Annotated in this window: 11 protein-coding genes; 7 read left to right on the forward strand and 4 right to left on the reverse strand. The window is 68.7% G+C overall.

What is annotated here, in order from left to right; genetic code table 11:
- Positions 1 to 43 precede the first annotated feature (43 nt).
- Both NJH59_RS21945 and NJH59_RS21950 read left to right on the forward strand, forming a co-directional pair.
- Positions 44 to 12,985, forward strand: coding sequence for a non-ribosomal peptide synthetase (locus tag NJH59_RS21945; RefSeq protein ID WP_253087305.1), 12,942 nt, complete (start codon positions 44 to 46; stop codon positions 12,983 to 12,985).
- A gap of 160 nt (positions 12,986 to 13,145) precedes the next feature.
- Entirely contained in the window at positions 13,146 to 14,519 is a 1,374-nt protein-coding gene (locus NJH59_RS21950; RefSeq protein WP_229590412.1) for a sodium:proton antiporter, read from the forward strand.
- A 152-nt stretch (positions 14,520 to 14,671) separates the two neighbouring features.
- Here the strand turns inward: NJH59_RS21950 and dsbG are convergent, their stop codons facing one another.
- The 3 genes from dsbG to dsbD are packed head-to-tail and all read right to left on the reverse strand — an operon-like array spanning position 14,672 to position 17,987.
- Positions 14,672 to 15,427, reverse strand: a complete 756-nt coding sequence (dsbG, locus tag NJH59_RS21955) for a thiol:disulfide interchange protein DsbG (protein ID WP_043862397.1) — start codon at positions 15,425 to 15,427, stop codon at positions 14,672 to 14,674.
- Positions 15,424 to 16,269, reverse strand: a complete 846-nt coding sequence (locus NJH59_RS21960) for a TlpA disulfide reductase family protein (protein WP_213607237.1) — start codon at positions 16,267 to 16,269, stop codon at positions 15,424 to 15,426. Before NJH59_RS21960 ends, dsbG begins: the two co-directional genes overlap by 4 nt.
- Complete coding sequence (gene dsbD, locus NJH59_RS21965) at positions 16,269 to 17,987, reverse strand: protein-disulfide reductase DsbD (RefSeq protein ID WP_253087306.1); 1,719 nt, start codon at positions 17,985 to 17,987, stop codon at positions 16,269 to 16,271. Before dsbD ends, NJH59_RS21960 begins: the two co-directional genes overlap by 1 nt.
- Positions 17,988 to 18,162: 175 nt before the next feature.
- Here dsbD and NJH59_RS21970 point away from each other — a divergent pair, with 175 nt between their 5' ends.
- The 4 genes from NJH59_RS21970 (at position 18,163) to NJH59_RS21985 (ending at position 22,254) form a co-directional block, all read left to right on the forward strand.
- Positions 18,163 to 18,846: a response regulator gene (locus NJH59_RS21970; RefSeq protein WP_043862400.1), complete on the forward strand. Its 684-nt coding sequence runs from the start codon at positions 18,163 to 18,165 to the stop codon at positions 18,844 to 18,846.
- Positions 18,843 to 20,174 (forward strand): ATP-binding protein, encoded by a 1,332-nt coding sequence (locus tag NJH59_RS21975; RefSeq protein ID WP_043862401.1) that lies wholly within the window; start codon positions 18,843 to 18,845, stop codon positions 20,172 to 20,174. Before NJH59_RS21970 ends, NJH59_RS21975 begins: the two co-directional genes overlap by 4 nt.
- A gap of 68 nt (positions 20,175 to 20,242) precedes the next feature.
- Positions 20,243 to 20,716: a GNAT family N-acetyltransferase gene (locus tag NJH59_RS21980; protein ID WP_253087307.1), complete on the forward strand. Its 474-nt coding sequence runs from the start codon at positions 20,243 to 20,245 to the stop codon at positions 20,714 to 20,716.
- 125 nt (positions 20,717 to 20,841) lie between these two features.
- Positions 20,842 to 22,254, forward strand: a complete 1,413-nt coding sequence (locus NJH59_RS21985) for an aspartate aminotransferase family protein (protein WP_253087308.1) — start codon at positions 20,842 to 20,844, stop codon at positions 22,252 to 22,254.
- Between the two features lie 15 nt (positions 22,255 to 22,269).
- On the opposite strand, the gene NJH59_RS21990 is transcribed toward NJH59_RS21985, so the two are convergent.
- On the reverse strand, positions 22,270 to 23,142 hold the full coding sequence (locus tag NJH59_RS21990; protein ID WP_100634398.1) for a LysR family transcriptional regulator: 873 nt from the start codon (positions 23,140 to 23,142) through the stop codon (positions 22,270 to 22,272).
- A gap of 214 nt (positions 23,143 to 23,356) precedes the next feature.
- Here NJH59_RS21990 and NJH59_RS21995 point away from each other — a divergent pair, with 214 nt between their 5' ends.
- The gene (locus NJH59_RS21995; RefSeq protein WP_054915568.1) at positions 23,357 to 24,883 is read left to right on the forward strand and encodes an MFS transporter; all 1,527 of its coding nucleotides are present in this window, start codon (positions 23,357 to 23,359) and stop codon (positions 24,881 to 24,883) included.
- Positions 24,884 to 24,893: the final 10 nt, after the last annotated feature.

The following is a 24,893-nucleotide window of genomic DNA, read 5'->3' on the forward strand; positions in this document are numbered from 1 at the left end:
CGCGATGCCGATTTTCACGTACAGACACTGGCAGGAACTTTCCATGACGGACGCCTTCGAACTCCCGGTTACGCTGGTCCAGGCCCTCACCCAGCGTGCTGCGCTGACCCCTGAGCGGGTGGCCTTGCGCTTTCTCGCCGAAGACGCCCGCGACCAGGCCGTGCTCAGCTACCGTGACCTGCACCTGCGTGCATGCAGCATCGCCGCCGCATTGCAGGCGCGTGCGGTGCCGGGCGACCGCGCGATCCTGCTGTTCCCCAGTGGCCCGGACTACGTCGCCGCGTTCTTCGGCTGCCTGTATGCCGGGGTGATCGCCGTGCCGGCCTATCCGCCGGAATCCTCGCGCACCCACCACCAGGCCCGCCTGCTGTCGATCATCGAGGACGCCCAGCCGCGCCTGCTGCTGACCGTCGACAACCTGCACAACAGCCTGCTGGCCCTGGATGCACTCAAGGGCGAGGATGCGCCGCAGCTGCTCAGCGTCGATCACCTCGACGCCGGCCTGGGCGAGCAGTGGCAGGCCCCGTCGCTCAAGCCGGACGACATCGCCTTTCTGCAGTACACCTCCGGCTCCACCGCGCTGCCCAAGGGCGTGCAGGTCAGCCACGGCAACCTGGTGGCCAACGAAGTGCTGATCCGCCACGGCTTCGGCATCGACGTGAACCCCGACGACGTGATCGTCAGCTGGCTGCCGCTGTACCACGACATGGGCCTGATCGGCGGCCTGCTGCAACCGATCTTCAGCGGCGTGCCCTGCGTGCTGATGGCCCCGGCCTACTTCCTGGCGCGGCCGCAGCGCTGGCTGCAGGCGATCAGCGATTACCGCGGCACCATCAGCGGCGGGCCGGACTTCGCCTACCGCCTGTGCAACGAGCGCGTCAGCAGTGCGGCGCTGGCCAGCCTCGACCTGAGCTGCTGGCGCGTGGCCTATTCGGGCTCCGAGCCGATCCGCCAGGACAGCCTCGACAGCTTTGCCGACAAATTCGCCGCGTGCGGTTTCGTGCCCTCGAGTTTCTTCGCCAGCTACGGCCTGGCCGAAGCCACCCTGTTCGTCAGTGGCAGCGTGCGCGGCGGCGGTATCCCCGCGCTGGCGCTGGACAGCGCGGCACTGGCGCACAACCGCGCCGAAGCAGGCGAGGGCAGCGTGCAGATGAGCTGCGGCTTCAGCCAGCCGCTGCACGCGGTGCAGGTCGTCGAACCGCACACCCTGGCTGTGCTGGGCGACAACCAGGTGGGCGAGATCTGGGCCGCCGGCCCGAGCATCGCCCACGGTTACTGGCGCAACCCCGAGGCCAGCGCAAAGACCTTCGTCGAGCACGGCGGGCGCACCTGGCTGCGCACCGGCGACCTGGGCTTCATGCGTGACGGCGAACTGTTCGTCACCGGGCGCCTGAAGGACATGCTCATCGTGCGCGGGCACAACCTCTACCCGCAGGACCTGGAAAAGACCCTGGAGCGCGAAGTCGACGTGCTGCGCAAGGGGCGCGTGGCGGTGTTCGCCGTTGACGACCAGGGCGAGGAGGGCATCGGCATCGCGGTGGAGATCAGCCGCAACGTGCAGAAGGTCATCGAGCCGGCGAACCTGATCCGCACCCTGCGCCAGGTCATCGCCGATGCCTGCCAGCAGGCCCCGGCGGTGGTGCTGCTGCTCAACCCCGGTGCGTTGCCCAAGACCTCCAGCGGCAAGTTGCAGCGTTCGGCCTGCCGCCTGCGCCTGCACGATGGCAGCCTGGACTGCTACGCCCGCTTCCCGGAGGCTCAGGCGCCTGCCGCACGCCACGCGGCGCCGAGCGGCGACGGGTTGCAGGCGCTGATCGCGCGGCTGTGGTGCGAGCAACTGAACGTGGCCGAGGTGGGCGACGACGATCACTTCTTCCTGCTCGGCGGCAACTCCATCGCCGCCACCCAGCTCACGGCGCGCCTGCGTGACGAACTGGGGCTGGAACTGAGCCTGAGCCTGCTGTTCGAAGCGCCGACCCTGGCCGGCTTCACTGCCCAGGTGGCCCGCCTGCACATCGACGGCGGGGTGGCCCAGGGCGCCATCGCGCAATTGCCCCGCGAACAGGCGCTGCCGCAATCGCTGGCTCAGGCCCGGCTGTGGCTGCTGTGGCAACTGGAGCCTGGCAGTGCGGCCTACAACATCCCGGGTGGCCTGCGCCTGCGCGGCGAACTGGACGAGGCTGCGCTGCGCAGCAGCTTCCAGGCGCTGGTGGCCCGCCATGAAGCGCTGCGCACGGTGTTTGCCGACCACCACGGCCAACCGGTGCAGCGCGTGCTGGCGAACCTGGCGTTGCAGGTGCACAGCCTGGACCTGGGGCACGAAACCCCGGCCCGCGTTCAGCAGTTGCGCGAAGACGAGGCGCGTCAACCCTTCGACCTGGAGCGCGGGCCGCTGCTGCGGGTCACCCTGGTACGCCAGGGCAACGAAACCCATCAGCTGTGGGTGACCCTGCACCACATTATCGCCGACGGCTGGTCGATGAACATTCTGCTGGACGAATTCGCGCGCCTGTATGCCGCCGCCTGCCAGGGCCAGCAGGCGCGACTGAATACGTTGCCGGTGCATTACGCCGACTATGCCAGCTGGCAGCGCCAGTGGCTGGCCCAGGGGGAAAGTACCCGCCAGCTCGCCTACTGGAAGGCCTTGCTCGGCGATGCGCAGCCGGTGCTCGACCTGCCCACCGATCACCCGCGCTCGGTGCAGCAGCGCAACAGTGCCACGCGCCTGAGCCTGCGTCTTGAGCCGGCGCTGGGCACTGCACTGCGCCAGGTGGCCCAGGCCCACGATGCCAGCCTGTTCATGCTGTTGCTGGCGGCCTGGCAAACCCTTCTGCACCGCTACAGCGGCCAGCGCGACATCCGTGTCGGCGTGCCCAATGCCAACCGCCCGCGCCTGGAAACCCAGGGCCTGGTCGGCTTCTTCATCAACCCCCAGGTGCTGCGTGCCGAGCTTGACCCGCGCCAGCCCTTCAGTGCCTTGCTGGCCCAGGTGCGCCAGCGCACCCTTGAAGCCCAGGCCAACCAGGACCTGCCGTTCGAGCAGTTGGTCGAAGCCTTCCCCGAGGCCCGCGAGCAGGGCCTGTTCCAGGTCATGTTCAACCACCAGCAGCGCGACCTCGGCGCCTTGCGCCGCCTGCCGGGGCTGTTGGCCGACGAACTGGCGTGGCACAGCCGCGAGGCCAAGTTCGACCTGCAACTGCACAGCGAAGAAGACCACCAGGGCCGCATCAGCCTTTCCTTCGACTATGCCGACGAGCTGTTCGACGCTGCCAGCATCGAGCGCCTGGCCGCGCAACTGGTCAGCCTGCTGCAGCAGGTGAGCAGCGCGCCGCAGCTGCCGCTGGCCGAGCTGAACCTGCTCGACGCCCCGGGCCGCGCCCAACTGCTCGACTGGGGCCAGGCCCCGGCAGCGGCCCCCGGCCAGTGGCTGGTGGAGCAACTCAACGAACAGGCGCGCAGCACCCCGCAGCGCACCGCGCTGGTATGGGCCGGCGGCAGCCTGGACTACGCGAGCCTGCACACCCAGGCCAACCGCCTGGCCCATTACCTGCGCGACAAGGGCGTGGGCCCGGACGTGTGCGTGGTGATTGCCGCCGAGCGTTCGCCGCAGCTGCTGGTGGGCCTGCTGGCGATTCTCAAGGCCGGTGGTGCCTACGTGCCGCTGGACGTCGACTACCCGGCCGAGCGCCTGGCCTACATGCTCGCCGACTGCGGCGCAAGCCTGCTGCTCAGCCACAGCGAGGTGCTCGAACGCCTGCCCCAGGTCGAGGGCGTGAGTACCATCGCCATGGACACCCTGCACCTGGACACCTGGCCCAGCCAGGCGCCGGGCCTGCACCTGCACGGTGACAACCTGGCCTACGTGATCTACACCTCCGGCTCCACCGGCCAGCCCAAGGGCGTGGGCAACACCCATGCGGCCCTGGCCGAGCGCCTGCACTGGATGCAGGCCACCTATGCGCTGGACGAACACGACGTGCTGCTGCAAAAAGCCCCGATCAGCTTCGACGTGTCGGTGTGGGAATGCTTCTGGCCGCTGGCCCAGGGCTGCACGCTGGTGCTGGCCGGCCCCGGCGAGCACCGCGACCCGCAGCGCATCGCCGAACTGGTGCAGCAGCATGGCGTGACCACGCTGCACTTCGTGCCGCCGCTGTTGCAGGTGTTCGTGCAGGAGCCCCTGGCGGCCGCCTGTACCAGCCTGCGCCGGGTGTTCTCCGGCGGCGAGGCGTTGCCGGCGGCGCTGCGCGACCGTGTGCTGCAGGTACTGCCGCACGTGGCACTGCACAACCGCTATGGGCCGACCGAAACCGCGATCAACGTCACCCACTGGCACTGCCGCCGTGAAGACGGCCTGCGCTCGCCCATCGGCCGGCCCCTGGCCAACGTGCAGTGCCAGGTGCTCGATGAGGAGCTGGCGCTTTCGCCTGTGGGGGTGCCCGGTGAGCTGTGCCTGGGCGGTGCGGGCCTGGCCCGTGGCTACCTGGGCCGGCCGGGCCTCACCGCCGAACGCTTCGTGCCCGGCGCCGACGGCCAGCGCCTGTACCGCAGCGGCGACCGTGCGCGCTGGCTGGCCGACCTGGGGGCACTGGAATACCTGGGCCGCATCGACCAGCAGGTCAAACTGCGCGGTTTTCGTGTAGAGCCCGAAGAGGTGCAGGCCTGCCTGCTGGCCCAGCCGGGCGTGGAGCAGGCCGTGGTGCTGGTACGCGACACGGCGGCCGGCCCGCAACTGGTCGGCTACTACACCCACGCGCACGACTGCGGCGAAGCATTGCTGAGCGCACTGGCGGCGCAATTGCCGCCCTACATGGTGCCCGCGCAACTGGTGCACCTGGCGCAGATGCCGCTGGGCCCCAGCGGCAAGCTCGACCGCAAGGCGCTGCCCGAGCCGAGCTGGCAGCAGCGCGTGCATGTTGCCCCGGTCACGCCGCTGCAACAGCAGATCGCCGCCATCTGGCGCGATGTGCTGGGCCTGGCGCGGGTCGGCCTGGACGATGACTTCTTCGCCCTCGGCGGGCACTCGCTGCTGGCCACCCAGATCATCGCCCGCACGCGCCAGGCCTGCGACGTCGAACTGCCACTGCGCACCCTGTTCGAAGCCAGCGCGCTGGGCGCCTTCGCCGCGCGCATCGAGGCCCTGCAACTGGCCGGGCAGCACAACCTGCAAGGCGAAATAACGCGCATCGACCGCAGCCAGCCGGTGCCGCTGTCGTACTCGCAGCAGCGCATGTGGTTCCTCTGGCAGATGGAGCCGGACAGCCCGGCCTACAACGTCGGCGGCATGGCACGCCTGAGCGGGGTGCTGGACGTCAGCCGCTTCGAACAGGCCCTGCAGGCGCTGATCGTGCGCCACGAGACCTTGCGCACCACCTTCCCGAGCATCGATGGCGTACCGTACCAGGCCGTTTCGCCCGACACCGGGCTGGTGATGAACTGGCTGGATTTTTCGGCCCACGACCAGGTGCAGCGCCTGCAGGCCCTGGCCGACGAGCAGGCGCACCAGCCGTTCGACCTGGAGACCGGGCCGCTGCTGCGTGCCTGCCTGGTCAAGGCCGGCGAGCAGGAGCACTACTTCGTGCTCACCCTGCACCACATCGTCACCGAAGGCTGGGCCATGGACATCTTTGCCCGCGAGCTGGGCGAGCTGTACGAAGCGTTTCTGGACGACCGCGATTCGCCGCTCGAACCGCTGCCGGTGCAGTACCTGGACTACAGCGTGTGGCAGCGCCAGTGGCTGGAGGCCGGCGAGCGCCAGCGCCAGCTGGACTACTGGCGCGCACAGCTGGGCGATGAACACCCGGTGCTGGAATTGCCCGCCGATCGTCCGCGCCCGGCGGTGCAGAGCCACCGCGGCGAGCTGTACCGCTTCGACCTGAGCGATGAGCTGGCCGCCAGGGTGCGCGCCTTCAATGCCGAGCATGGCCTGACCCTGTTCATGACCATGACCGCCACCCTGGCGCTGCTGCTGTACCGCTACAGCGGGCAGACCGACCTGCGCATCGGCGCACCGGTGGCCAACCGCATCCGCCCGGAAAGCGAGGGGCTGATCGGCGCCTTCCTCAACACCCAGGTGCTGCGTTGCCAGCTGGACGGGCAGATGCGCGTGGCCGACCTGATCGAGCAGGTGCGCCAGACCGTGATCGACGGCCAGTCGCACCAGGACCTGCCGTTCGACCACCTGGTCGAAGCCTTGCAGCCACCGCGCAGCGCCGCCTACAACCCGCTGTTCCAGGTGATGTGCAACGTGCAGCGCTGGGAATTCCAGCAGAGCCGCCAACTGGCCGGCATGCAGGTGGAGTACCTGGTCAACGACGCCCGGGCGACCAAGTTCGACCTCAACCTGGAAGTCACCGACCTCGACCGTCGCCTGGGCTGCTGCCTGACCTACAGTTGCGACCTGTTCGACGCGCCGCGCATCGCGCGCATGGCGGCGCACTGGCAGCGGTTGCTCGACGCCTTGCTGGCCGACCCGCAGCAACGCCTGTGCGAACTGCCGCTGCTGGGCCAGGGCGAGCGCCAGGCCCTGTTCGACAACCTGGCCGGCGACCCCGCAGCGCCGGGCCTGAACCGCACCGTGCATGACCTGTTCAGTGCACAGGCCCAGCGCACCCCGGATGCACTGGCACTGACCTTTGCCGGCGAACACCTGAGCTACGCCCAGCTCGATGCCCGGGCCAACCGCCTGGCGCGGGTGCTGCGCGAACGTGGCGTGGACCCGCAGGTGCGGGTGGGCCTGGCGCTGGAGCGTTCGGCGCAGCTGGTGATCGGCCTGCTGGCGATCCTCAAGGCCGGCGGCGCCTACGTGCCGCTGGACCCGGAATACCCCCTCGAACGCCTGCAGTACATGATCCAGGACAGCGGCATCGGCCTGCTGCTGGGCCAGCGCGCGCTGTTCGACAGGCTGGGCGAGCTGCCGCCCGGCGTGGCCCGCTGGTGCCTGGACGACGACGCGGCGGCGCTGCACGGCTACAGCGCCGAGGCCTTGCCGTCACTCAGCCTGCCGGGTCACCAGGCCTACCTGATCTACACCTCCGGCTCCACCGGCAAGCCCAAGGGCGTGGTGGTCAGCCATGGCGAGATCGCCATGCACTGCCTGGCGGTGATCGAGGCGTTCGGCATGCGCAGCGACGACTGCGAGCTGCACTTCTATTCGATCAACTTCGACGCGGCCACCGAGCGCCTGCTGGTGCCATTGCTCAGCGGCGCACGGGTGGTGCTGCGCGCCCAGGGGCAGTGGGGCGCCGAGGAAATCTGCACGCTGATCCGCCAGCAGCAGGTCAGCGTGCTGGGCTTCACGCCGAGCTACGGCAGCCAGCTGGCGCAATGGCTGGCCAGCCGCGACGAACAGCTGCCGGTGCGCCTGTGCATCACCGGCGGCGAAGCACTGACCGGCGAGCACCTGCAACGCATTCGCGAGGCGTTCAAGCCGGCGCAGTTCTTCAATGCCTACGGCCCCACCGAAACCGTGGTGATGCCGCTGGCCTGCCTGGCACCGCCGGCCCTTGAAGCGGGCGTCGGCAGCGTACCGATCGGCCGGGTGATCGGCGCCCGCGTGGCGTACATCCTCGATGCCGACCTGGCGCTGCTGCCGCAGGGCGCCATCGGCGAGCTGTACATCGGTGGCGCAGGCCTGGCCCAGGGCTACCATGATCGACCTGGGCTGAGCGCCGAACGCTTCGTCGCCGACCCGTTCAGCCAGCGGGGCGGGCGCCTGTACCGCACCGGCGACCTGGTGCGCCAGCGCGCCGACGGGCTGGTGGAGTACATGGGGCGTATCGACCATCAGGTGAAGATCCGCGGCTTCCGTATCGAACTGGGTGAGATCGAAAGCCGCCTGCTGGAACATGCCGACGTGCGCGAGGCCGTGGTGCTGGCGCTGGACATGCCCGGCGGCAAGCAACTGGCTGCCTACCTGGTGTGCGAGCAGGCACAGGCCGGCGCCGAACAGCAGGCGGCGCTGCGCGACAGCCTCAAGGCGCAACTGCGGGTGAACCTGCCCGACTACATGGTGCCCGCCCACCTGGTGCTGCTGGATCAGATGCCGCTGACCGGCAACGGCAAGCTCGACCGCCACGCACTGCCGCTGCCGGACAGGGAGCAGAGCCGCGAGCACTACGAGGCGCCACGCAGCGAGGTGGAGCAGCAACTGGCCGCGATCTGGCGCGATGTGCTCAACGTCGAGCGCGTGGGCCTGCAGGACAACTTCTTCGAACTGGGCGGCGACTCGATCCTGTCGATCCAGGTGGTCAGCCGCGCCCGCCAGCTGGGCCTGCACTTCAGCGCCCGCGACCTGTTCCAGCAGCAGACCGTGCAGACCCTGGCCACGGTGGTCAGCCGCAGCCAGGTCACGCTGATCGAACAGGGCCCGCTCAGCGGCGCTGCAGCGCTCACGCCGATCCAGCACTGGTTCTTCGACAGCGACGTGGTGCAACCGCAGCACTGGAACCAGGCCGTGCTGCTGGCGCCTGCCGAACGCCTGGCCAGCGACGCGCTGGAACAGGCCCTGCAGGCGCTGGTGGCGCATCACGATGCACTGCGCCTGCGCTTTTGCGAGGGCCGCGCCAGCTACGCCCCGGCCGATACGCGCGCACTGCTGTGGCAGGCCTCGGTGGCCGATCTGCAGGATTGCCAGGCCCTGTACAGCGATGTGCAGCGCAGCCTCGACCTCGCCGACGGCCCGCTGCTGCGTGCGCTGCTGGTGGAGGACGGGCAGGGCGCCCAGCGCCTGCTGCTGGCGATCCATCACCTGGTGGTGGATGGCGTGTCGTGGCGCGTGCTACTCGAAGACCTGCAGGCGCTGTACCGTGGCCAGCCGCTGGCGGCCAAGACCAGCGCGATGAGCCACTGGGCCGCACGCCTGGCCACCTATGCCGGCAGCGACTCGCTGCGTGACGAGCAGCACTGGTGGCAGGCGCAGCTCAGTGCCGCCACCCGCGAGCTGCCGTGCGACCACCCCCAGGGTGCCAACCTGCACCGCCAGGCGCACACCGTCAGCGCGCAACTGAGCCAGGGGCAGACGCGCCAGTTGCTGCAGCAGGCCCCCGCGGCCTACCGCACCCAGGTCAACGACCTGTTGCTGACCGCGCTGGCCCGGGTGCTGTGCCGCTGGAGCGGCGATACCTCGGTGCTGGTGCAGCTCGAAGGGCACGGCCGCGAAACCCTGTTCGACGAGATGGACCTGAGCCGCAGCGTCGGCTGGTTCACCAGCGCCTACCCGCTGCGCCTGAGCCCGCTGAACATCGAGGAGGCCGCCGGGCAGGCGGCCTCGATCAAGGCGATCAAGGAGCAACTGCGCAGCGTGCCGCACAAGGGCCTGGGGTATGGGGTACTGCGCTACCTGGCCGATGACGCCACCCGCGAAGCCATGGCCGCGCTGCCCCAGGCGCGCATCACCTTCAACTACCTGGGCCAGTTCGACCAGCAGTTCGGCAGTGCGGCGCTGTATCAGCCGGTGGACGAACCCGCGGGCCTGGCCCACGACCTCGACGCACCGCTGCCCAACTGGCTGAGCGTCGACGGCCAGGTGTACGGCGGCCAGTTGCAGCTGCGCTGGACCTTCAGCCGCGAGCGCTTCGACACCCAGACCATCGAAGAGCTGGCCCGCGCCTACCTCGGCGAGCTGGCGAGCCTGATCGTCCATTGCCTGGATGACGCCAACGGCAGCTTCACGCCGTCGGACTTCCCGCTGGCGCGCCTGACCCAGGCACAGATCGACAGCCTGCCGGTGCCCGCCGCGCAGATCGAGGACGTGTACCCGCTGACCCCGATGCAGGAGGGCATGCTGCTGCACACCCTGCTCGAACCGGGCACCGGCATCTACTACATGCAGGACCGCTACCGCATCAACAGCGAGATCGACCCGCAGCGCTTCGCCCAGGCCTGGCAGGCGGTGGTGGCGCGGCACGAAGCCCTGCGCGCCTCGTTCTGCTGGAATGCCGGCGAAGGCATGCTGCAGATCATCCACAAGCCCGGCACCACGCCCATCGACTATCAGGACTGGAGCGCCGACCCGCAGGCCGATCACGAAGCACGTCTGCAGGCCCTGCACAAGCAGGAGCGCGAGGCCGGTTTCGAGCTGTTGCAGCAGGCGCCGTTCCACCTGCGCCTGATCCGCGTGGGCCAGGCGCAGTACTGGTTCATGATGAGCAACCACCACATCCTCATCGATGCCTGGTGCCGCTCGCTGCTGATGAACGACTTCTTCGAGCTCTACCTGGCCCTGGGCGAGGGCCGTGAGGCGCAGCTGGCGACGCCGCCGCGCTACCGCGACTACATAGGCTGGCTGCAGCACCAGAGCCTGGACGAGGCGCGCCAGTGGTGGCGGCAGAACCTGCAGGGCTTCGAGCGCACCACCTACCTTCCAAGCGACCGCCCGCTGCTGCGCGAGCACGCGGGCGATCACGGCGGCATGCAGGTGGGCGACTGCTACACGCGCCTGGCGGTGGAGGACGGGGTACGCCTGCGCGAGCTGGCCCAGGCCCATCAGCTGACCGTCAACACCTTCGCCCAGGCGGCCTGGGCGCTGGTGCTCAGCCGCTTCAGCGGCGAGCGTGACGTGGTGTTCGGCGTGACCGTGGCCGGGCGCCCGGTCAGCCTGCCGCAGATGCAGCACACCGTGGGCCTGTTCATCAACAGCATCGCACTGCGTGTCACCCTGCCGGCCCCCGGCGAGCGGTGTTCGGTGCGCCAGTGGCTGCAGGGCCTGCTGGAACGCAACATGGAGGTGCGCGAGTACGAGTACCTGCCGCTGGTCAACATCCAGGAATGCAGCGAACTGCCCAAGGGCCAGCCGCTGTTCGACAGCCTGTTCGTGTTCGAGAACGCCCCGGTCGAAGTGGCGGTGCTGGACCGCGCCCAGAGCCTGAATGCAACCTCCGACTCGGGCCGCACCCACACCAACTTCCCGCTCACGGCGGTGTGCTACCCCGGCGACGACCTGGGCCTGCACCTGTCGTTCGACCAGCGCTACTTCGACCGCGCCACAGTCGAACGCCTGCTGGGCGAATTCAAGCGCCTGCTGCTGGCGCTGATGGAGGGCTTGCACGGCGATGTGGCGCAGCTGGCACTGCTGGGCGAGCAGGAACAGCGCTTCCTGCTGCAGGACTGCAACCGCAGCGAGCATGCCTATCCGCTGCAGCAGAGCTACGCGGCGTTGTTCGAGGCGAGGGTGGCGGCGCATCCCGATCGGGTGGTCGCACGCTGCCTCGAACAGCAGTGCAGCTACGCCGAGCTGAACTGCCAGGCCAACCGCCTCGGGCATGCCCTGGTGGCGGCCGGGGTGCAGGTCGACCAGCCGGTGGCACTGCTGGCCGAGCGCGGGCTGGCGCTGCTGGGCATGATCGTCGGCAGCTTCAAGGCCGGCGCCGGCTACCTGCCGCTGGACCCGGGCCTACCCGGCGCGCGTCTGCAACGCATCGTCGAGCTCAGCCGCACCCCGGTGATCGTCTGCACCCGGGCCTGCCTGGCCCAGGCACAGGCCCTGATCGACGAACTGGGGTGTGCCGGGCGGCCGCGCCTGCTGGTGTGGGAGGACATTCAGGCCGGCGACGGCAGCGAAGCCAACCCGGGCATCTACAGCGCGCCGGACAACCTCGCCTACGTGATCTACACCTCCGGCTCCACCGGCCTGCCCAAGGGCGTGATGGTCGAGCAGCGCGGCATGCTCAACAACCAGCTGAGCAAGGTGCCGTACCTGCAACTGGGCGAAGCGGACGTGATCGCGCAGACCGCCTCGCAGAGTTTCGATATCTCGGTGTGGCAGTTCCTTGCCGCGCCGCTGTTCGGCGCGCAGGTGGCGATCGTGCCCAATGCCATCGCGCACGATCCGCAAGGGCTGCTGGAGCATGTGCAGGCCGCCGGCATCACGGTGCTCGAAAGCGTGCCGTCGCTGATCCAGGGCATGCTGGGCAACGAGCGCCAGCACCTGAGCGGCCTGCGCTGGATGCTGCCCACCGGCGAGGCGATGCCGCCGGAGCTGGCCTGGCAGTGGCTGGAGCGCTACCCGCAGGTCGGCCTGGTGAATGCCTACGGCCCGGCCGAGTGCTCCGATGACGTGGCGTTCTTTCGCGTCGATGCGGCCTCCACCCAGGGCAGCTACCTGCCGATCGGCACGCCGACCGACAACAACCGCCTGTACCTGTTCGGTGAAGATCACGAGCTGGTGCCGCTGGGCGCGGTGGGCGAGCTGTGCGTGGCCGGCACCGGGGTAGGGCGCGGCTACGTGGGCGACCCGCTGCGCACGGCCCAGGCGTTCATCCCGCACCCGTTCGGCGCCCCGGGCGAGCGTCTGTACCGCACCGGCGACCTGGCACGCCGGCGTGCCGACGGGGTGCTGGAGTACGTGGGGCGCATCGATCACCAGGTGAAGATTCGCGGCTACCGCATCGAACTGGGCGAAATCGAGGCACGCCTGCATGAACAGGTCCAGGTGCGTGACGCGGCGGTGGGCGTGCAGGAGGGTGCCAACGGCAAGCACCTGGTCGGCTACCTGGTGGCGGCCGACAGCCGTGCCGACACGGCGCCATTGCTGGAACAGGTTCGCCAGCGCCTGCGCGCCGAACTGCCGGAGTACATGGTGCCGCTGCACTGGGCGTGGCTGGCCGAGTTGCCGCGCAACGCCAACGGCAAGCTCGACCGCAAGGCGCTGCCGGCCATCGAGTTCGGCCAGCAGCACAGCCAGGCCTACCTGGCGCCGCGCAGCGAACTGGAGCAGCAACTGGCTGACATCTGGGCCGATGTGCTCAAGGTCGAGCGGGTGGGGGTGCGCGACAACTTCTTCGAGTTGGGCGGGCATTCGCTGCTGGCCACCCAGATTGCTTCGCGGGTGCAGAAGGTGCTGCAACTGAACGTGCCGCTGCGGGCCATGTTCGAATGCAGCAGCGTGGAGGAACTGGCGATCTATGTGGAGGGCCTCGAGGCCACGGTGCTGAGCGACGACAAGGTCGACCGGCTGAGTGACCTGATGGCTTCGCTGGAGGCGTTGTAGGCAGCCGAGCGGGGCATTTTGGTTTAGCATCCATGCTTCGCTCATGCGCGCCAGCCTTCGGGCTGGCGCGCTGCTGTTCATCTGCACACGGTCGGTATCGATGCGCCTTTTCCCTGCTTTGTTTCGTGGTTGTTCCTGTCTGTCGCTGCTGGCGGCCCTCTTGTTGCTGTGCCTGCCGGGCATCGCCAGCGCCGCCGAGGTCGATGGCGCGCGCATGGGCCTGCTGTGGGGCGTGCCGTTTGCCGGCATCCTGCTGAGCATCGCCTTGCTGCCCATCGTGGCCGCACCGCTGTGGCATCACCATTTCGGCAAGATCACCCTGGGCTGGACGCTGCTGTTCGCGCTGCCGTTCTGCTTTGCCTTCGGCTGGCACGCCAGCCTGGGGCTGGGCGTGCACGTACTGCTGGCCGAGTACCTGCCGTTCATCATCCTGCTGTTTGCGCTGTTCACCATTTCGGGCGGGATCGTGGTGGAGGGCAACCTGCATGGCTCGCCGTGGCTCAACACGCGGTTGCTGGCGCTGGGGGCGGTGCTGGCCTCGGTGATGGGCACCACGGGGGCGGCGATGCTGCTGATCCGCCCGCTGCTGCGTGCCAACGACAACCGCAAGCACACCGCGCACGTGGTGGTGTTCTTCATCTTTCTGGTGGCCAACGTCGGCGGCGGCCTGACCCCGTTGGGCGACCCGCCGTTGTTCCTGGGTTTTCTCAAGGGTGTGAGCTTTGCCTGGACCCTGCAGCACATGGCCTTGCCGGTGGTGCTGCTGGCGGTGCCGTTGCTGGGCGTGTTCTACCTGATCGACCGCTACTACTATCGCCGCGAAAACGAAATGCTGGCCGAAGACCCGACGCCGGATGCGCCGTTGCGCCTGCTGGGCAAGCGCAACTTCCTGCTGTTGGCGGGCGTGGTGCTGGCGGTATTGATGTCGGGCCTCTGGAAACCGGGGATTGGCGTCGAGCTGATGGGCACGCGGGTCGAGGTGCAGAACCTGTTGCGTGACGGCCTGCTGGTGGTACTGGCCTTGCTGTCGTTGTGGTTCACCCCGCGCGGCCTGCGGGTTGCCAACGAGTTCGACTGGGGGCCGATCGTCGAGGTGGCCAAGTTGTTCGCGGGCATCTTTCTCACCATTGCCCCGGTGATTGCGATATTGCGGGCCGGCAGTGACGGCCAGTTGGCGTGGTTGGTGGCGAGCGTGAGTGGTGCACAGGGCGAGCCGATCGACAGCATGTACTTCTGGTTGAGCGGGACCTTGTCGAGCTTCCTGGACAATGCGCCGACCTATTTGCTGTTCTTCAACATGGCGGCTGGGGATGCGCAGGTGTTGATGGAGCGCATGCCGCAGACCTTGCTGGCGATCTCCATGGGTTCGGTGTTCATGGGGGCGATGACCTACATTGGCAACGCGCCGAACTTCATGGTCAAGGCGATAGCCGAGCAGCGCGGGGTGAAGATGCCGAGCTTCTTCGGGTACATGGCGTGGTCGTGTGCGGTGCTGTTGCCGTTGCTGGTGGTGTTGACGCTGGTGATGCTGTAAAGCCACCCCAACCCCCAAAGGCCATGATGGCCCTACTGCGATCTTCGGCCGAACAAACAAGGCTGACAACACCGATCCTGCAGGCCATGGCCTGTGGGATTTGCGTCGCCAGCCCTGGTGCCCGGCTTCAGATTTTTGTCGTCCCAACAACCTCAACGCTTGCCCAGTATCTTCCCCAACATCTCTGGCCGCGGCGCACCCTGCTGGGTCTGCAACTGCCCCTTGTCATCCAGGTAGAAGATCGCCGGCGTAGCCGACAACCCCAGCTCCTCCATCAGCGCCAGGTTCGCATCCAGCTTGGCCTGCACCTGCGCCGGAATCTTCGCCAGCGGCTTGAGGGTGCTGGCCTTGCCCGCGCTTTCATGGGCCTGCAAGGCCTTCTGCGGGTCGGCGCTGGCCAGCAACGCGGCCGACTTGGCCGGGCTGTCGGCGCGGATGATGCCGACCATGATGTGGCGCAATTGCACCTTGCCCGAGTCCACCCACGGCCGTGCCTGCTGCCAGAACATGTTGCAGTACGGGCAGTTGGGGTCGCTGAACAGGTACACCACCCGCGGTGCATCGGCCTTGCCATCGGCAATCCACGCGGTCTTGTCGAGCTTGGCCCACACCTGCTTGGCCATGGGTGCATACACCAGCTTCTCCAGCGGCGCCTCGCTCAGGTCCTGGCCCTGTTCGTCGAACAGGCTGCCAACCAGCACGTGCTTGCCGTCCGGGGTCAGGTACAGGGCCACGCCACGGTTCTGGAACTGCGCGGCATAGCCTTTCAGGCCATTGGGCGCATCGAAGCTGCCGGTGACCTTGGCGCCCTTGGCCTCGATCTGCTGCACGGCCTTGGGCAATTCTTCGGCGACGGCCAGTTGGGTGGCGAACATGCCCAGGGCGAGGGTAATGGCGGAAACTTTCATGGTGTCGTCCTTGCTGGAACGGTGGGAGCGAGCGCGGTATCGCGGTCGAAGGATTCGAGGGCATGGCGCAGGCTGGCACGGGACAGCTCCCCCAGGTGGCTGCCCACCAGGCGCCCCTCGGCGTCGTAGAACAGGGTGGTGGGCAGCGCCATGGAGCCGACCTGCTGGGCCAGCTGGCCACCGGTATCGAACAGTACATGGGACAGGTTCAGGCCGGTGGTGGCCAGGAAGTTGGTGACGATCTGCGGGGTTTCGCCCTGGTTGACGAACAGGAAGGTCACGTCCGGATAATCATGCTGGGCCTGTTGCAGCACCGGCATCTCGCGCCGGCACGGCGGGCACCAGGTGGCCCACAGGTTGATCACCAACGGCCGGCCGCGGTGGCTGTGCAGCGCCACCGAATGGCCCTGGGCATCGCGCAGGGCCAGGTCCGGCAGTTGCGTGCCCTGCTCGTAGAGGTGGCTGGCCCAGCTGGCCAGCAACCAGAACAGCGTGCCGCTGAACAGGCCCCAGCCCAGTGGCCGGCGCAGGCTCGCCTGGCGCCAGGCGTACCAGGCCGCCCCCAGCAGCACCGCCACCAGGCCGGCCCAGGGCAAAAAGCCGCCATCGCGGATGTCGATGATCTGCACCGGGTCTTCGGCATACATCGACCAGTAGCGCGCTACGAACCCCAGCCGGGCGCACAGCAGGCCGAGCAGGAACAGGCGAAACAGTGCGGCCTCGGGGTTGTCGCCGCCGCGCCTGGCCACCCGCCAGCCCACCAGCGTGGCCAGGCCCAGGGCGCAGAGCAGCAGCAGGTGGTCGAGGGCGATGGTCAGGGGGCCCAGGTTAACGGTCAGCATCAGCCTTGGCTCCGGGTGGCGGTCCAGTGTTGCAGGAAGGTGGCGGCGTTGACTTCACCGGTGATGCGCCTGGCCCGGCGCTCGTCACCCTCGGGGCCGATCCACAGCATGCTCGGCGGGCCGGGCACCTGGTAGCGCTGCAGCAGCTGCTGGCTGGCCGGGGCATCGGCGGTCACGTCCAGGCGTACCAGGCGCACGCCTTCCAGCGCGGCGAGCACGTCGGGGCGGGCGAACACCTGTTTTTCCATGACCTTGCACGACACGCACCAGTCGGCGTAGTAATCCAGGAACACCCACTGCCCCTGGGCCTTGGCGGCGTCCAGCTGCGCCTGCAGCTCGGCCGGGGTGCGCACCGTGGTGAAGGCGTCGGCGTGGGGCGCAGCCACGGCATTGCCGGTGCCACCGGCATAGGGTTGCAGGGGCTGCAGCAGGTTGCTCGCGCCACCGGCCGCGCCCACCACCAGCAAGACGCCCCACAGGCCCGCCAGCAGCACGGCCGGTTGCAGGGCGCGCAGGGTGTGAACCGCGGACCAGGCGCCCCAGGCCAGCGCAATCAGCCAGGCCCCGCACAGGCCCAGCCACAGCGTAGGGTCGAGCACCGCGCGCAGGGTGTACAGCGCCATGCCCAGGAACACGAAGCCGAACACCGCCTTGACCCGGTTCATCCAGGCCCCCGGACGTGGCAGGTAGCGGTTGCCCACGGTCACCAGCAGCAACAGCGGCAGGCCCATGCCCAGCCCCAGGCTGAACAGCACCAGCGCGCCATGCACGGCATTGCCGCTCTGCGCGATGTACAGCAGCGCGCCGGCCAGCGGGGCGGTCATGCACGGCCCCATCAGCAGGCCCGACAAGGCCCCCAGCAGTACCGCGCCATACAGATTGCCGCCACGGGTGTTGCGGCCTGCGCGCTCCAGGCGGTCGCGCACGAAGGTGGGCAGCTGCAGCTCGAAGGCGCCGAACATCGGCAGGGCCAGCAGCACGAACAGCGCGGCCAGGCTGCCCAGCAGCCAAGGCTGCTGCAGCCATGCCTGCAGGCTGGCGCCAAGCAGTGCGGCAACCACGCCCAGGGCGGCATACACCAGCGCCATGCTCAGTACGTAGGCGCCTGCCAGCACCAGCCCGCGGCGGGTGCTGGCGCCGTTGCCCATCACCAGCCCGGCCAGGATCGGCAGCATCGGCAACGAACAGGGGGTAAAGGCCAGCAGCAGTCCCAGGCCGAAGAAGGCCAGCAGGCTCCAGGCCAGCGGGTGTTCGCCGAGGCTGCCGGCCAGGGCCTGGTCGCTGGCCTGTTCGGCGCCTGCGGCCTGCCCGCCCAGGTCGACCGGGCTGGTTTGGGGCGGGTAGCACAGCCCCGCGTCGGCACAGCCCTGCCAGCCCATGCGCAACTGGCCGGTGGCGTTGGCCGGTATCAGCAGCTCGAGTTCGCCGCGGTACACCTGGGTTTCGCCGAAGTACTCGTCGCTGTGGGGCAGGGCCGGCGGCAGTGGTGGTAACGCCTCGGGGGCCAGGCCATCGAACTTCAGACGCTTCTGGTACAGGTAGTAGCCGTCGCTGATCTGCCAGTGCAGGCGCATCTGCCCCGAGGGCAGGCGCTCGCTGCTGAACACGAAGGCCTTTTCCACGGGCAGGAATTCGCTCTGGGCAAAAGGGTTGTTGAAGGGCTGGGCCTGGCTCAGCGAACTGAACAGCCACAGCAGGGCTAGCAGAAATACGCGCATGTCGACGCCTTGGCAGTGCGATAAGCCCGCAAGACTGACCGGCATGGATTAACCCAGGGTTAACCGATGGGCAGCCGTCGCCTTGCAGGCGACGTGTGCGCCTGGGCGCGGCATAATCCCCGGTTAATCCGCCTGTGGCCCACTGGGCCTTTCTGCCAACGACCGAGCCCGCCCCATGCACGTACTGCTCTGTGAAGACGATGACCTGATCGCCAGCGGCATCATTGCCGGCCTGAGTGCCCAGGGCCTGACCGTCGACCGCGTGGCCAGCGCCAGTGCGGCGCGGGCGATGCTGCAGGCCGCGCATTTTGACGTGATGGTGCTGGACCTGGGGCTGCCCGACGAAGACGGCCTCAAGCTGCTGCAACGCCTGCGCCAGCAGGGCCACAGCCTGCCTGTGCTGATCCTGACCGCGCGCGATGCGGTCACCGACCGGGTCGACGGGCTGCAGGCCGGCGCCGACGACTACCTGCTCAAACCCTTCGATCTGCGCGAGCTGGCCGCGCGCCTGCACACCCTGCTGCGCCGCGTGGCCGGGCGCTGTGTCAACGTCATCGAACACGGCCCGTTGAGCTTCGACCCCTCCAGCTGCGAAGCGCACCTGGCCGGTCAGCCGGTGGACCTGTCGCGCCGCGAACAGGCGCTGCTCCAGGCCCTGCTGCAGAACCGCGGCCGGGTGTTGTCCAGCGAGCAGCTCAAGGACAGCGTCTACGGCTTTGGCGACGAGGTCGAAAGCAATGCCCTGAACGTGCACATCCATCACCTGCGCCGCAAGCTGGGCAACGGCATCGTCGAGACCGTGCGCGGCCTGGGTTATCGCCTGGGGCCGGCCCAGGTGCCGCAGGCGTTGCAACGATGAGCCTGCGCCTGCGCCTGAGCCTGATTCTGGGCACTGCCTTCATCCTGATCTGGGCCCTGGCCGCGACGTGGATGCTGTGCGACCTGCGTCAGCAGATGATGTTCTCCCTCGACCAGCGCCTGGTGGCGTCGGCGCGCATGGTCGCCGGGCTGATCGACCAGTTGCCGCAGCCGCTGACCAGCAAGGGCGAGGGCACGCGCCTGAGCACCGACCAGTTCAGCATCCCCGATGGCATGGCCTGCCAGGTCAGCTCGCTGCGCGGCGAGATCCTGGCGCGCAGCCACAACCATGCCGACCAGACCCTCGACGATCAGCGCAGCGGCTTTCACGACCAGATGATCGATGGCGCACTGTGGCGCAGCTTCACCTATGCACGCGGTGATGTGCGCATCACAACTGCCGACCGGCACCTGGAGCGCGAGGCGCTGAACCGCTCGATCCTGCTGGCGGCCTCGGCACCCGTGCTGGTGGCGTTGCTGGGCAGCCTCGGGCTGCTGTGGCTGGGGGTGGGCAAGGGCCTGGCGCCGCTCAACCGCATGCGCGACGCGCTGCGCAGGCGCAGCCCCGACTCGCTGGAGCCGTTGCAGGTGCGTGCCCTGCCCAGCGAATTGCAGCCGTTGCTCGAAACCCAGAACCAGCTGTTCCAGCGCATCGGCCAGACCATCGAGCGCGAACGGCGCCTGACCGGCGATGCCGCGCATGAGCTGCGCAGCCCGCTGACGGCGATCAAGACCCACCTGCAAGTGGCCCGCATGACCGATGGCAAGGTGCGCGAGCAGGCCCTGGAACATGCCGAGCAGGGCGCCGATCGCCTGCACCGTACCCTGGAGCAGCTGCTGTTGCTGGCGCGGGTGGAGGGCAGCCTGTCGTTCGATGATGGCGTGCAGTACAGCGCCGAGCAGATCGCCCGCCAGGCCATCCAGGATGCGGGCCTGGGCGACAACCGGCGCATCGTGCTGCAGGCTGCGGCGCCGGCGGCCCAGGTGTTTCCCGACATGCCCGCGGCGCTGGCGGTGGCGGCCTTGCGCAACCTGCTGGACAACGCCCTGCGCCACAGCGCCGCCGATGCGCCGGTGGAGCTGCATGTTCAGGTCGAGGCGAACACCGTGGGCTTTCTGGTGCGCGACCATGGGCCGGGCATCGATGCACAGAACCTGCAGCATGTGACCCAGCGTTTCTGGCGCAATGGCCATAGCGAAGGCTGTGGCCTGGGCCTGGCGATCGTGCAGGCGATCGTGCAGCGCTGCGCCTGCTCGCTGACGTTCGACAGCCACGCCGACGGCTTGCGCGTGTTGCTGCAGATGCCGTTGCGTGCACATCAAATGTAACCCCGCCGGCCTCGTCAGGCGCCGGTCGCCCCCGTAAGGTGTGGACCGCACAGCACCAGGGAGCACTCATGGACGAACGGATTCGCATTGCCAGGGCCCGGCCGGCCGAGGCCGCCCTGATCGAGCGGCTGATGCAGCAGAGCATCGCCACCACAGCCGACCAGGACCATCACGGCGACCTGCAGGTGATCGACGCCTGGTCGCGCAGCAAGCAGCGTGCGCAGATCACCGACTGGCTGGGCGACCCGGCCCTGTACCTGAACCTGGGGCGCTGGCGGGGTCGCCCGGTGGCTACCGCGCTGGCCTTGCGCAGCGGCGAGATCTGCCAGTGCTTCGTGCAGCGCGACTACACCGGGCATGGCGTCGGTCGGGCACTGGTGCTGGACCTGGAACACGCCTTGCGCCGCTGGGGCTGTACCCATGCATCGCTGTACAGCACCGCCTCGGCCCAGGATTTTTTCGCACGCCTGGGTTATTCGCCCAGCGGTGAGGCGCTGGGATTTCATGGCCTGCACCTGCAACTGATGCACAAAACCTTCTAGAAGACCGCCCCGCGCGCTAAATCCGCAGGGAGTTGATGCGTCTTTCAAGCGAGTACACATCCCGACACAACGCTGGCCATCGGCGCGTGGCGGGACCATCCGCTTGCTTGCGAGGGTTACTTCCGATGTCAGTCGCTACCTGCCTTGCCCAGGCACAGCCGGCTTCTTCAGCCGACGAGCCTGGCGAAACGCTTTATCACTTCGAAGATTCGCCGCTGCTGACGCGACAGAAGCAGCAGGAGTCCAATGCACGCAGTTACCCGCGGCGCATTCCGCTGGCGCTCAAGCATGCCCAGGGGCTTTACGTCGAAGACGTCGAGGGCCGCCAGTTCATCGACTGCCTGGCCGGCGCCGGCACCCTGGCCCTGGGCCACAACCACCCGGTGGTGATCGAGGCGATCCAGCAGGTGCTGGCCGACGGCCTGCCGCTGCATACCCTGGACCTGACCACGCCGGTCAAGGACCAGTTCGTGCAGGACCTGTTCGGCCTGCTGCCACCGGCCTTCAGCGCCCAGGCCCGGATCCAGTTCTGCGGGCCGACCGGCACCGATGCGGTGGAGGCCGCGCTCAAGCTGGTACGCACTGCCACCGGGCGCAGCACGGTGCTGTCGTTCCAGGGCGGCTACCACGGCATGAGCCTGGGCGCGCTGAGCCTGATGGGCAGCCTGGGGCCTAAGAAACCGATGGGCGCACTGCTGGGCAACGGCGTTCAGTTCCTGCCATACCCCTACGACTACCGCTGCCCGTTCGGGCTGGGCGGCGAGCAGGGCGTGCAGGTCAACCTGCGCTACCTGGAAAACCTGCTGAGCGACCCCGAAGGCGGCGTGCAGTTGCCGGCGGCGGTGATCGTCGAGGTGGTGCAGGGCGAGGGCGGCATGATCCCGGCCGACCTCGACTGGCTGCGCGGCGTGCGGCGCATCACCGAGCAGGCGGGCGTGGCGCTGATCGTCGACGAGATCCAGAGCGGCTTTGCCCGTACCGGCAGGATGTTCGCCTTCGAGCACGCCGGCATCGTGCCGGACGTGGTGGTGCTGTCCAAGGCCATCGGCGGCAGCCTGCCGCTGGCAGTGGTGGTGTACCGCGACTGGCTCGACACCTGGCTGCCGGGTGCCCACGCCGGCACCTTCCGTGGCAACCAGATGGCCATGGCTGCAGGCTCGGCGGTGATGCGTTATCTCAAGGAACACGACGTGGCCGCCCACGCCGAGGCCATGGGCGCACGGCTGTGCGAGCACCTGGCGGTGCTGCAGCGCGACTTCCCGCACCTGGGCGACATTCGCGGTCGCGGGCTGATGCTCGGCGTCGAGGTGGTGGACCCGCAAGGGGCCGCCGATGCGCTGGGGCATGCGCCGGGGTTCGGCAAGCTGGCCTCGCTGATCCAGAACGAATGCCTCAAGCGCGGGCTGATCATCGAACTGGGTGGACGCAACGGTTGCGTGGTGCGCTTTCTGCCGCCGCTGATCATTACCGCCGCGCAGGTGGACGACGTGGCCGAGCGCTTTGCCCGCGCCGTGCCGGCGGCCCTGCAGCGTCTGTAAGGCGCGCGGGTGCGATCAGCCCTGGCCGGTGCGCAGGGCCTCGATGTAGCGCATCACCGCGGGCGCCTTCTCGAAACGCCGATGCAGCACGGTGAGGCACGAGGTGGGTTGGCTGTCGGCGATGCGCCGGTAGCTGACCTGCGGCAGGGTGATGTGTTGCAGCACCGACTCGGGCACCAGCGCCACGCCCTGGCCCAGCGAAACCAGGGTGATGACCGCCACCAGGCTACCCGGCTGCGGCCCCAGGCGCGGCACGAAGCCACCCTGGGCGGCGACGGCCAGGGTGCCGGAGATCTGCTCGGGCAAGATGAAGGTTTCGGTGGCCAGGCGTGCGGCCATGATCTGCGGCAGCTCGTTCAATCGCGAGCTGGCCGGCAGGGCCAGGACAAAGCCTTCTTCGTGCAGGTCCATCGCGACCAGTTCGTCGGGCAGGTCCATCGGCGTGCGCACGTAGGCGATATCCAGCACACCGTCACGCACCAGCGCGGGGGACTCGGCCATGGGTTGCTCGCGGATGTTCAGCACCACCCCCGGGTGCGACTGGCTGAAGCGCGTCACCTGCTGCTGGAGCAGCCCCGAAAAGGCCGCCGAGGCCACATACCCCAACTCGATACGCCCCACGTCACCGCGCCCGGCCCGTTGTGCGCCCAGCTGCGCGGCATCGAACTGGCGCACCGCCTGTTCGGCCTCGGGCAGCAGCGCCTCGCCGGCGGCGGTCAGGCACACCTCGCGCTGGCTGCGCTCGAACAGGCGCACGCCCAGCTGCCTTTCCATGTCCTGGATCTGCCGGCTCAGGGTCGGCGGGGCGATGCCCAGTTGCTCGGCGGCGCGGGTGAAGTGGCCGAGGCGGGCGACGCTGAGAAAATAGCGGAAATGGCGGATTTCCATGGGGTCTCGTTAGCTGCAGGCTAATGACGCAGGCGATCCTGGCTAACAAGGCCAGGCCGTTGCGGCGGTAATGTGTAGTAACACTACAAGATGCGTGACGTGGCGGCAAAGCCGCTGCGCCTATGAGCATCCGGTGGCTACACCGGCCCTGTCGCGGCAGCCTGCTCGGCCACTGCGACACCGGCCCCAGATCGCCTTGCACGGGAGCCTTGCAATGTCCTCCGCCCGTTTCACCCTGTTCACGGCTTCGGCCGTGTGCGCCCTGATCATCCTCGACACCAATATCGTCGCCGTCAGCCTGCCGAGCATCGCCCGCGACCTGTCCGGCTCGTTCGCCGACATCGAATGGGTGGTCAGCGCCTACCTGCTGGCCTTCGCCGCACTGCTGCTGCCCGCCGGCAGCCTGGCCGACCGTTTCGGGCGCCGGCGCATGCTGCAACTGGGCCTGGGCCTGTTCGGCCTCGCCTCGCTGGCCTGCGGCGCGGCGCCCACCCTGGTGTTCCTCGACATCGCACGGGCCGCCAAGGGCGTGGGCGCGGCGTTGCTGCTGACCTCGGCACTGGCTGCCATCGGCCACCGCTTCCACGAGCCCGAGGCGCGCATGCGGGCCTGGGCGTTCTGGGGCGCGTGCATGGGCGCGACCATCACCTTCGCGCCGCTGCTGGGCGGGCTGATCGCCAGCACCCTGGGCTGGCGCTGGATCTTCTACATCAACCTGCCGCTGGTGGCGGTGCTGGCGGTGATGGTGCGGCGCAGTGTCGAGGAGTCCCGCGACAGCGCCGCCGCGCGGCTGGACCCGTTTGGCAGCCTGACCTTCGCCGGCAGCCTGGGCTACCTGATCTGGGCGCTGATCGATGCCAACCAGGTCGGCTGGGGCAGTGCCCAGACCCTGGGGCGCCTGGTGATCGCAGCGTTCCTGTTCGGCCTGTTCATTCTGGTGGAGCGCAACCAGGCGCGGCCGATGATCGACCTGCAACTGATGCGCAGCGCACGCTTCATCGGTGCATTGCTGGGCATGTTCGCCTACGCCGCCTGCGCCCAGGTGATGATGACCCTGCTGCCGCTGTACCTGCAGAACGGCCTGCAACTGTCGGCCTTGGCCGCCGGCGCGGGCATGCTGCCGTTTGCCCTGGCGATGCTGCTGACCCCGCGCCTGGGCATGCGCCTGTCGGCGCGGCTGAGCAGCGCCCAGGTGTTCGCCCTGGGCCTGCTGCTGGTGGGCGCGGGCAACCTGCTGTGCGGCGCGGCGGCCAGCTATGGCGGCTACCTGAGCTTCGCCCTGGCCAGCATCGTGCTGGGCGCCGGGGCCGGTCTGCTCAACGGTGACACGCAGAAGAACATCATGGCCTGCGTGCCGCGAGAACGCACCGGCATGGCCTCGGGCCTGAGCACTACCACGCGCTTTGGTGCCATCGTGCTGGCCATCGGCATTCTGGGCGGTATCCTGGCGGCGCGCAGCGGGCAGTTGCTGCGCGAGGCGGTGGCAGGGGTGGCGCCTGGGCAACTGGACAAGGTCGGCGACATGGCCACCCGGGTTGCCGCCGGTGACCTGCCGGCAGCGCTGGCTATGGTCGACCCGGCACTGCGCGAAACCCTCGCGCCGCTGGCGCAGCACGCCTTCATCGGCGGCTTCGAGACGGTGCTGCAAAGCGCCGGGGTGGCGGCGCTGGTGTTCGCCGTGGTGGTCGGTGTGCTGCTTGGCAGGCCGCTGCCGGTGCCGCAACCGCTGCCGGCGCGCTGATCGCGCGCAC

The organism is Pseudomonas sp. VE 267-6A (assembly GCF_024126555.1).
Lineage (GTDB): Bacteria > Pseudomonadota > Gammaproteobacteria > Pseudomonadales > Pseudomonadaceae > Aquipseudomonas > Aquipseudomonas palmensis.